The organism is Chrysanthemum yellows phytoplasma (assembly GCF_000803325.1).
In the GTDB taxonomy this organism is placed as follows: domain Bacteria; phylum Bacillota_I; class Bacilli_A; order Acholeplasmatales; family Acholeplasmataceae; genus Phytoplasma; species Phytoplasma asteris.
Map to the genome: position 1 here is coordinate 1 of NZ_JSWH01000106.1, position 3285 is coordinate 3285.

Annotated in this window: 2 protein-coding genes; both read left to right on the plus strand. The window is 27.3% G+C overall.

The features are described from left to right. Positions 1-196 precede the first annotated feature (196 nt). Complete coding sequence (locus OL66_RS02070; protein ID WP_274518119.1) at positions 197-802, plus strand: hypothetical protein; 606 nt, start codon at positions 197-199, stop codon at positions 800-802. 666 nt (positions 803-1468) lie between these two features. Continuing rightward, the gene (locus OL66_RS02075; RefSeq protein WP_034172270.1) at positions 1469-3127 is read left to right on the plus strand and encodes a DEAD/DEAH box helicase; all 1659 of its coding nucleotides are present in this window, start codon (positions 1469-1471) and stop codon (positions 3125-3127) included. Positions 3128-3285 lie beyond the last annotated feature (158 nt).

Consider the following 3285-nt stretch of genomic DNA (forward strand, 5'->3'; position numbering starts at 1 on the left):
AATATTTCCTTAGTTTGAAAAGATATGAAATTATCTACTTATTTTTAAGTCTTAAAGAATAATTTTAGAGACAAAAGTTGTCTAAAAAAACGGAACAGCGCAATTTGACAGACAATTTATTGTAGGTCTTCCTGATGTAAAAGCAAGAAAAGCAATTTTACAAGTTCATGCCAGAAATAAAAAAATTGATGTTAACATTGATTTTACTTCTATTGCTAAACAAACTCCAGGCATGTCAGGAGCACAACTTGGAGCTGTTCTAAATGAGGCTTCAATTTTGGCTGTAAGAAATAAAAAAAATGTAATTACTTTAGAAGAATTAGAAGAAGCAATTGACCGTGTTTTAATGGGTCCTGCCAAAAAATCAATCAAATACAACGAAGAAGAACGAAAAATGGTAGCTTATCATGAAGCAGGACATGCCGTTATTGGATTAAAACTTAAATACGCACAAAAGGTACAAAAAATAACTATTATTCCTCAAGGCTCTTCTGGTGGCTATAATTTAATAATGCCAGAAAAAGAAACTTTTTTTACTTCTGATAAAAAAATGCTAGCTCAAATTACATCTTATTTGGGCGGACGTGTAGCTGAAGAAATAATTTTTAATGAAGTTTCTAATGGGGCTTATGATGATTTTAGACAAGTAACAAAAATAGCTCGTTTAATGGTTACTAAATATGGTATGAGTAGTTTAGGAGTGAGCCAGGATTATGAGTTTTCCGATAAAACAGCAATAGATTTAGAAAACAAAAAAATTATTGCAAAATGTTATACTAAAGCAAAAGAAATTATTTCATAAAATAAAGACTTATTAGATCAAATTACTAATTTATTATTAGAACAAGAAACAATCACTAAAGAAGAAATAGATAAACTTTTATAATCAAATATACTAAATAAGACTCTCAATAAATGAGAGTCTTATTTTTATTTATTACCTCCAATATTTCAACAAATACATAATAAAAGCAACAAAAAGACACTTTTAATTCCAACATAGTTGTTTTTTTATTAATTTACAAGTATAATAAAGTATAATATTAAAGATGCAGTAAAAAATTATTAAATGTTACAAATCAAAAAACTATTATAAATTAGTGTAACTTTTTACTTTTGAACAATTATTTAACTTTATTTCACAAATAAAATTATTACTCCAACCATAATTGTTATAAAAGCAAAATACCAAAATACTTTTTATTAGGGTCTTAACTAAAAATATTAAGTCTTGCAACTTTTTTTACTGAAAGTAAAAATGACAGCAAATACACAGTTGATAGTTTTTAAAATGATTCCTTTTTTCAAGATTATTAATTATTTAGCAACTCCAAACAATAACTTGAAATCATAAAGGGTTTAAAAATATCTTATAAAAAGGGTTTAGTGTTTTTGTGCACTTAGCAAACATTTTATATTTATATCTGTATAATTTAATTTTTAAATTAAAAAGAAAGATGAGGAATTTATGAATACTTTATTCGAAGAATTACCTATTTTAGAGCAAACTAAAAAAGCTTTAAAAGAACTCAATTTTATTGATGCTACTCCAATTCAGGCCTTAGTAATTCCAGAAATTATAAAAGGACACGACGTAATTGGACAAGCTCAAACAGGAACAGGAAAAACTTTTGCTTTTGGTATTCCCATTATCGAAAAAATTGAACCAAAAATCCAAAAAACTCAAAGTTTAATTTTATGCCCCACTAGAGAATTAACTCTCCAAGTATACGAAGAATTAAAAAAATTACTAAGATTTTATCAAGAAATAAGAATCGCTGTTGTTTATGGTGGTGAATCTTACACCAAACAATTTAGAGCCCTAGAAGCTAAACCTCATTTAATTATTGCTACTCCTGGACGTGCAATTGACCATCTAGAAAGAGGTAAAATCGACCTCTCAGCACTAAAAATTCTAACTCTTGACGAAGCAGATGAAATGTTAAAAATGGGATTCCAAGAAGCCTTAGAAACAATCTTAAAAAAGATTCCAGAAGAAAGACAAACTGTTTTATTCTCAGCAACTCTACCTCCATTTATTAAAAAAATAGCAAGCAAATACCAAAAAGACACTAAAATCCTACAAGTTCCTGTTAAAAACATTGCAGTTAATGCAATCGAACAAAATTACTTTTTAGTAAAAGAAGTTGACAAAGCTAAATTATTAGTACGTTTACTAGACTTAAAAAAAGATTATTCAGCTATCTTATTTGCAAACACTAAAAAAGATGTTGATGAAATTACAGCCTACCTTCAAGACAAAGGCTTTTTAGCTGATGCAGTTCACGGCGATTTAAAACAAAATCAAAGACAATATGTAATGAATAATTTCCGTAAAGGCAAAATCAAAATCTTAATTGCAACTGATGTAGCTGCAAGAGGACTTGACATTTCTGACATCAAAATGGTAATTAACTATGACTTACCACACGAAGACGAAGTTTATGTTCACCGTATCGGAAGAACTGGAAGAGCTGGCAAAAAAGGTTTAGCTTACAGTTTAATTAGCCCAAGAAAAGTAAGCCAACTTAAAAAATTAGAATACTACTTAAAAGAAAAAATTACTTTACTAGATATTCCTTCTGTTCAAAGCATCAAATTACAAAATGCCAAAGATTTAGAAAAAAAGCTATTAAACATCATTGAAAAAAACAACGAAGACGCTACTCCAAATCAATTAGCACAAAAGTTATTAGAAACTTTTTCTTCTGAACAAATTATCCAAGGATTATTGAAAAAATTTTTACCAAAAGAAAGAAATTACACTGACATCCTTCCTCCAAAAATGACTACTAACAATTCTTTTACCAGATCACGTTTTGGTGGCGAATCTAGATTTGGTTCTTATGGTTCTAACAACTCTTACGGCAATAAATCTTACCAAAGAGCAAATAGCAACTTTATAGAAGTAGTTATTAATTTAGGCAAAAAAGACAATATTAATCCTCCAATATTATTAAAATTATTAAAAGACCATTTCCAAATTTATGGCAAAAATATTGGCAATATCAAACACTTAACTCACGAAACTATTTTTGAAGTAGCAAGTCGTTTTTGGAATCAAATGAAAAGCAAAACTAATATTCGTTTCCAAAACAAAACTTTAATTCTTAACAAAAAAGATTAAAAACTAATAAATTAACAAAATAATAATTTAATAATAACAAAAAAGCTAGCTTCAACAAGCTAGCTTTTTCTTATATTTGCATAATTTAAAATAAAAATAAAAAAATCAATTAATTTCAATTAATAATTTAGATTAATTGCTAATATTATATCTTTTTT